This window comes from Microcoleus sp. B13-B6 (assembly GCF_036705405.1).
GTDB lineage: Bacteria > Cyanobacteriota > Cyanobacteriia > Cyanobacteriales > Microcoleaceae > Microcoleus.
In genome coordinates this window covers 35,213-42,249 of record NZ_JAUBUJ010000080.1, presented here as the reverse complement: position 1 = coordinate 42,249, position 7,037 = coordinate 35,213, and the positions used below count along the sequence as shown (strand labels likewise).

The 7,037-nt window shown below is 43.6% G+C and carries 8 protein-coding genes; 2 read left to right on the top strand and 6 right to left on the bottom strand.

Going from position 1 to position 7,037, the window contains the following annotated elements; translation table 11 throughout:
* The 3 genes from QUB35_RS27975 to QUB35_RS27965 all read right to left on the bottom strand — a co-directional run.
* Positions 1-572 (bottom strand): hypothetical protein (locus QUB35_RS27975; RefSeq protein WP_333144897.1); only part of this gene is annotated, 572 nt, incomplete at its 3' end.
* Positions 565-1,434, bottom strand: a complete 870-nt coding sequence (locus QUB35_RS27970; protein ID WP_333144895.1) for a BRO family protein — start codon at positions 1,432-1,434, stop codon at positions 565-567. The genes QUB35_RS27970 and QUB35_RS27975, both read right to left, overlap by 8 nt.
* Before the next feature lie 263 nt (positions 1,435-1,697).
* Positions 1,698-2,933: a tyrosine-type recombinase/integrase gene (locus tag QUB35_RS27965; RefSeq protein WP_333144894.1), complete on the bottom strand. Its 1,236-nt coding sequence runs from the start codon at positions 2,931-2,933 to the stop codon at positions 1,698-1,700.
* Positions 2,934-3,533: 600 nt separating this feature from the next.
* Between QUB35_RS27965 and QUB35_RS27960 the strand changes: the two genes are divergently transcribed.
* Positions 3,534-4,211 carry an actin-binding WH2 domain-containing protein gene (locus tag QUB35_RS27960; protein ID WP_333144893.1) on the top strand — a complete coding sequence of 226 codons (678 nt, stop codon included), beginning with the start codon at positions 3,534-3,536 and terminating at the stop codon, positions 4,209-4,211.
* A 29-nt stretch (positions 4,212-4,240) separates the two neighbouring features.
* Positions 4,241-4,951 (top strand): hypothetical protein, encoded by a 711-nt coding sequence (locus tag QUB35_RS27955; protein WP_333144891.1) that lies wholly within the window; start codon positions 4,241-4,243, stop codon positions 4,949-4,951.
* Positions 4,952-4,977: 26 nt separating this feature from the next.
* Here the strand turns inward: QUB35_RS27955 and QUB35_RS27950 are convergent, their stop codons facing one another.
* From QUB35_RS27950 to QUB35_RS27940, 3 genes are read right to left on the bottom strand one after another with little or no spacing between them, the layout of a single operon-like run.
* Entirely contained in the window at positions 4,978-5,487 is a 510-nt protein-coding gene (locus QUB35_RS27950; protein ID WP_333144890.1) for a DUF4276 family protein, read from the bottom strand.
* A 45-nt stretch (positions 5,488-5,532) separates the two neighbouring features.
* On the bottom strand, positions 5,533-5,700 hold the full coding sequence (locus QUB35_RS27945; RefSeq protein WP_333144889.1) for a hypothetical protein: 168 nt from the start codon (positions 5,698-5,700) through the stop codon (positions 5,533-5,535).
* Positions 5,694-6,923, bottom strand: a complete 1,230-nt coding sequence (locus tag QUB35_RS27940; RefSeq protein WP_333144888.1) for an AAA family ATPase — start codon at positions 6,921-6,923, stop codon at positions 5,694-5,696. Before QUB35_RS27940 ends, QUB35_RS27945 begins: the two co-directional genes overlap by 7 nt.
* Between the last annotated feature and the right edge of the window lie 114 nt (positions 6,924-7,037).

Here is a 7,037-nt window from a genome sequence, read left to right as displayed (position 1 = left end):
TTTGTCCCAATTTGAATGTTGATGCGAACAGGAGAGGGAAATAAATTCAGGGGATTGATTTGTCGCCACATAGACATTGCCAGCACAAGCAGTCCCGCCGATGCGAGTGCGAGTGCGATGAGTTGTCCAATGTCAACCCAGTCTAAAAAGCTGGTGGAAGTCTGGCGGGTGAAACCACACACAGGGAACGAACCATCGTTAGTCCAATCTAGGGTATCTACACTTTCTAGAGCTGTGTCTAGTGGTGCAGTCGAGGTATACAAGCAGTCGAACTGCTTGCGACTACTTGCGACTGTTTGTGTAACTTCGGGTACTGTGTCAAGCAGTTCAGGCACTGCGTCTACACTTTCTAGAACTGTGTCTAGTGGTATGTCTAGCACTGCGTCTACACTGCCTACATTCACTGTGTCAAGTGATTCACCGTCAACGAGGTACAGTTCTAGCAGCGCTTCCCATGTAGCAGTTTTGCTAAGCTTCCCGAACTGTCTGGCGTCTTCATTGGTGAATCCACGGTCAAAGGCGATCGCCTTTAATTGGTCAATGCGACGGTAGCTGACGGTAGGCTTAGTCATGGCTGACAAGCCCCTCTACGCCTTGCGCGTAACCGATTCCTGTCAAATAACTGCAGCCACGTCGTTCTAAATCGCCTCGCCCTTGATACCGCTGTTTCCGAAGCTTAGGGAAAATCTCACACAACCTGCGGGATAACTGGTTGATAGCTTTAACAGGGTTGTCCCGCTTGTTTGGTAAGTCCCGCCAAGTCAACTTTTCTTTGCCCTTCACAGTCTCAACCTTCAGCACCCCAGTCTTGATGTACCAGTCGCGCAACTGTTGCCAGAGGTCAGAAACGTAAACCTTACCTTCGGGTTGATATTCCAAACCGACTTCACGGACAAATTCCATCAAATGACTGGTACTGCGCGGTGTCCACTTGGGCTGCTTCTTGTCCTTTGCCTTGGTCTTATCCAGGCTAGCTAGGGCTGTTGCCAGCATTTTCTGCTGTTCTGCCAGCATTTTCTGCTGTTCGTTGATGACATCAACTTGGCTCTGTGCAAGCTCTATGAACTGAGATAATTGGGGGTCAAAAACCTGTTCAGGAGCGGAATGAGAATAGCTTCCCGTCCGGCGGATGCTCGGCAGCACTTCCTCAAAAACCCAAACTCGGAAACGCTGCGCCGCTGGTTTGTCCGATCGAAAAATAAGTTCGTACAAGCCGGGCTCAGTTACGGTGAGAACTTGTTGAGGGCCACCAGGGGTGATCATCGAATGAACACCCTTCCAGTTTGCAGGCATCTTGCTCAGGCGTTCCGACAAGGTGCTTTTACTGATTCCCAAAACAGCACCCACATCGGCGGCCGACCACTCAAGGGGTTCGGTTAAACCGAACACCTTTATCTCTTGGCTCTCAAAATTGAAAATTGATAACTCAGTCATTACAAAACCTCGCAAACTCAATCATTAAGAGTTGCGATCGTCCGCAAAGACAACCGTCCAAAAATGTCATAATTTATCGGCTCCAACCGTTGTACTCGAACGTTTGGGGAAGTCGTGGTTTGGCTAGCATTGCAAGTGCTCGTCAACCGCGCATCAATCTTCCTTAGTTACTCACGATTGCAGACTTCCAATTCCTTGTCAACACAGGAAGTGTAAAGTTTTGTTTCGCAAAAGTTGCCCGTAGAATCAACATCCTAATAGCATCAAAGCGGGCGTAAATGCTCCAAAATCTTGCCGTCTAAATAGACAGCATTAATCACCCTTTCCGACGTATCGCACCATTTAGCCACAACCGCACTCGGTACACCCTTGCCAACTTGTTCGCTGATAAAAGTATCCCGGCAAGAGTAAGGGGTAGTAGTCTTAGAACCCTGTTCATGTTGCCTGGTTTTTTCGGTAATCGGGTCAACCAATTTATGCCATACCTGTTTACTGAAATTGTTGTAATTAATCGCCCCGCCCTTAATAGGTGATGGAAATACCAACCTATCCTTGTCTGTCAGATTTTGTGGCTTGATACCTTTCAACAACTGAACCAGTTCTTGATTGCAAGGAAATTTACGCCGTTTGTTGTTTTTACTGCCGTCAACCCTTGTCTCCTTACCGCTTGGGTGCTGTATACTCCCATTAAACACAATGTGAGAAAAGTCAGTAGCAATGTCAGACCACCTCAACCCAACAGCTTCTGACGGACGGCATCCAGTCAGCAGCCAGAACTGCACCATCGGGTAGTAAAAACAAAACTTTTGCCCGGTTTCTCCCCTCCCATTCCAAGTACCTCTATGGTTCTTAAAAGCCTCCAATACCAGCTCTTTTTCTTGCGCTGTAAATGCGTTCGGTTCCGGGTCACTTTCCCAGTTGTGCTTAGGCAATTCCGCTGCCAGCCCTTCAAACGGGGATACAGTTAAACCCTTAACAATCTTGAACTTAATCCCCCATTTCACCGCTGCATTTAGGTGAGTCAAAATCCTTTTAGTCATGCTGTTAGTCGTATCTTCCAACAGCCAAGCGCGTACCTGCAAAGCACAGTCCTCTGATAGAGGCTGGTAGGGGCAACGGTCAACATAGCTTTGAATGCCTGTTACCAAGTAGTTAAAAGTTGTGGCCTTGAGTGCTGGTTTCTTGAATTCCAAATATTTAGCAAACAGCTTAGTCAGTGTCAGTTCCGGATTAGGCTTGACTGTCTCAATAACAGTCAGGTGAGTCTGTGACTTGTACTTTTTGAGTGTGGGGTCAAACCGCTCAAACTTGATGTCGGATTCAATCAACTGTGCTTTAGCTTCTGCCAGTTCCCAGTTCTCAGGGGTATCTGCCAAGTTGAGGTAAAAGTGTTTGCGTTCGCCGCCATAAAGATGTCTGGGTAATTGCAACCTCAGTCTGCCACTGCGAGTCTGGACAACAACCGATCCTTTTTTTGCCCGGTCAGGAGAGTCAACCATGATTTTGTCTCTAATTTCAATGCAACCAAGATACTACTTTTGGAGACAAATTGGAGACAAAATTGGAGACAAAGTATTTGCTAAACACACAACTCCTTGCTACACAAGGGGCTTAGCGCTTACTTCCTAGCGCCTTCCAAGCTAATTATGCGGGTTCGATTCCCGCTGCCCGCTTGCGCCTATAAAAACCTCAAACTAACGAGAAATCAACGGTTTGAGGTTTTTTATTGCTGATTTTTTGGGTTTTGGCGGGGTCAACTTGACTAGAAATTGGATACAAATTGGAGACAAAATGACTACGATTTGACTACGGAACGACCAAACTGAGTATCAACTGAGTATCAAATGACTACCCGATCGCCCTTTGTGGAGACAATTTGGAGACAAATGAATACAAATTGAATACAAAGCATAACTGTATTCAGTTTGAGCCGTTGAGGTTTGCAAGTATCTCTCAAAACGCCTCCACATCTGAGCTTGTGGTGAGCTCGGTACAAGAACAATTGGTTAACATAGAGTGCCCTGATTTGACAAGCTTGCCGATCGAACTCAGCTTGAGTTATGACTGATTCGGAGTCGCATCAGTCACAAGGAGGGCCCGTGAAATATTTTTCAGTAGTAATGTATTTGCTGCGGGAACGGCAACAGTTTCTCGAAGAAATTCGCCAAGGTGTCAAGCTCAAATCTAAAATTTTCGGTTTGTTGATTTCTAGTACCGTATTTTTTGCCATTTACGGAGCGATATTAGGTGCCTCTAGTACGTGGATGCAATGTCTGGTTTCAGCAATTAAGTTGCCAGCACTTTACTTGCTGACGCTGATTATCTGCTTTCCCACACTTTACTTTTTTAATGTCATGTTTGGTTCAAAACGAACTTTTGAGCAGTATTTGACATTGTTGATGACAGCGATGGCGATGATTAGCGTTTTGTTGTTTGGATTTGCACCTGTTAGTCTGTTTTTTCTTCTGAGCAGTACCAATTACAATTTTTTTCTAGTGTTGAATGTTGCTATTATGGCAATCACAGGATTTTTGGGAGTAAGTTTCATTTATCAAGGAATGCACTTTCTGTCTGAACAAGATGCCGAAGGCAAAGACATCAGGCTAAATATTTTGCGCTTTTGGTTGGGACTATATGCGTTTGTTGGCACTCAGTTGGGATGGACGCTGAGACCGTTTTTTGGGTCGTCGGGAATGGCTTTTCAACTCTTCCGAAACCGAGAAAGCAATTTTTATATGAGTCTGTGGCAATCAATTATGTCTCTGGGAGGATCGTAATTAATCCGAATTTAAGGAGCTTTTAAAGAGTGATACAAGCGGATTTGGAACAGTTAAAAATTCCTGAGAAGGAGTTGGAGGATTTGAGCGGAATAGCTTTGAGCGACGGTTTTGCAGCGGATTTTTACCGACATGCTGCACTCCGGGACGGGAAAAAGCTGTTTTCTCTTTTGTTGAATGAGTTGCTGATATTTTGCCTGACATTAGTTGTTTCGCTGCCGATTGCTTTACTGGCTAATCAACATAAGGTTGGTTCATTTAGCGATGCTGAGATATTTGTCCGGGTTTTACAAATAACTTTGGGTTTGTCGCTGGCGATTACTGTGGCTTGGAATGTCTATAAATGGGTTAAGGCCAAGCCTCTGGCAACGCTAGCCGGTCTGCTGGATGAAGTTGAGAAGTATCATGAGGTGATTCAGGCTTTAGATATTATCGATCGCCTAACGGCTGCTGGCAATTTACAAGCCAATTTAATTAACCGAGGAGATGCAATTGAGGCATTAAAAATTACTAGAGAAAGTTTAGTCTGTGCTTTGAAAACAGAGAGGATTCTCAGGGAAAATCAGCAATTTATCGACCGCCGTTACGAGTTATTTGCTAATATTGAAAGTAATTTGGCTGCTTTGATGGCGGTGGATGTGAGCAATCGGGCGACTGAATACGGGCGGTTGCTGAATGAGGCTTTGGAAATTGGGATGAGCGTACACAAAGAGGTAAGAAAGTTACAAAATAGCAAGTAAATAGGGATTACATACACGCAATGTATTTATGTCTCTTCTAGGATTTTGGTAATTATTGTTGTGAAAAGGCGATCGCAACTAGGAGAAGCCTTGCGTACCTTGTCAACATCTAAAAGTTCTAACAGTTTGGGAGCGTGTCGTGTTTTGTGATATTTACCTTTAGAGGTTTTATTAGTGGCTGATTTCAGCCACTGACTCAGGTTGTATTTTGAAACTTTCTCCACGCTTTGATTTCCCTGCCTTTTGTGAAGATAATCTTCTTTAAATCCGCCCTTATAAAACTTGCTTAAAGCATCAATATCAGCAATAAACCAAGCCTCCATAGTTTGTACCATTAAGTGGCAACAGGCATCATCACGCCCCTGGGTCGCCAAAATCCAAGGTTGGTCTTCTTTTCTGCTCCTTAAATGCTCCCAAGGTGTGTGAGTTTCAGGAACAGGAGATTCAGAATCAACAAGCAAAACATTAAAAGCATCTGGATAAGATTCCATACTCATTAGGAAATCTTCGCAAGCATCGCCGCGAGATCCAGACATGATTGACAGGATTTTTATGCCTTTGCTCTCTGCGAGATCGTAGAGTTATTTGAAGAGATGAACAAAACCCGCTCGCAGCCCCGCTGTTGTCTCTTTTCCTGCCGGAATTTTACTCCTAAATCCCGGACGTTGTTGAGGTATATTTTCTGTTGTACTTTCATCTTCACTTTCATCTCCAATGCCTTCAATATAAATACGAATCTCCCTTACCATCGGTTTCCTCCGATGTGTCCCATCCGCCACAAATCTCCTAGAGTGTACTTTTCCAGCCACTTTTTAAGTTGCTGAGGCTCTAGACGGCGCAAGTGACTGCCTGTGTTATTCTGTTCGCAAACTAAGACGGATTCGGGAACTTCACTCAAACCAGAAACTAAAGCATCAGAATGAGTAGTAACAATTATTTGAGTTCTTTTAGATGCCGCAATTAGCAATTCAGCAACAGTCGATAAGATATCTGGATGCAACCCTAATTCTGGTTCTTCAATACAAATCAGGGGCGGTGGACTTGGGTGGCAAAGTAAAGTCAGCAAGCACAAATAACGAAGGGTACCATCTGATAAACGGGTAGCAGGAATTGGTCGATTGAAGTTTTTATCCCTTAGAAATGTTTGTATTGTACTACCTTCAATTTTAGTTATGATGTCACCTACTGCCTCGTAAAACTTTTGCAACTGCTCGATTAGCAAAGGTTTAATACCTTGGTATTCTAAATTGTTCAAAACATGAGCAAGGTTACTTGCATCTTCTTCAAGAAAGTCATTTGGTAAATCAGATGGTTGGGGCTTTCTTGGTGGCGTGTACCTGCCTAAATTCCATTCCCGATAAATACGGATATTGGAAAACTGATTGTTTAAATAGGCTAACTCAGGGTAAAAATCTTTGTCTTGTTTTTGGGACAAAACTGATTGAGAAGGATTTATCTCGCCACGGCGAAGATGGCGTGGACTCCTATTAGTGTATGTACCTTTTCCCTCTGCTGAGACATTTCTAATATTTAAGACTGGATTTCCATTTTCATAGCGGTAGAAAAAATATACATCTTCATAATTTGGATCTAATTCTAATTCATTTTCTACATATTCATCTACAATTTGTAGTTTTGGACCTTCCATCGTGAAAGAGATTTGATAGCGTAAGGGGATAGTTTCTTCAGGGTAATCTACGGTTGCCTCGATTGTAGCTGTTGGAATATTGTTGGAATTTTTTTCATCACCTTTCCAAAGCCACTCGCCAATACCGCCTCCTTGCCGAAATGGAGTATTTATATCATTGGGTGTTGACTGTAAAATCCCCACGGCATCGATCAAGTTGGACTTGCCCGATGCGTTGGGACCAATTAACACATTCAGGGGTTGAAGTTCTATTTCCTCTCCTTCACTTCCGTAGGATAGAAAGTTTTTTAAGCTAAGAGTTCGGATAAATCTTTTGCCTTGCATCTCATCCTCCTATTTAAAGCTTTTGATATCTGCAAAAATAGTATCACACTTTCGTCATTTTAAGGTCAGTAATCTGGGGATTACTGACCTTAAAATAGAGTTGATAGCTAAGTC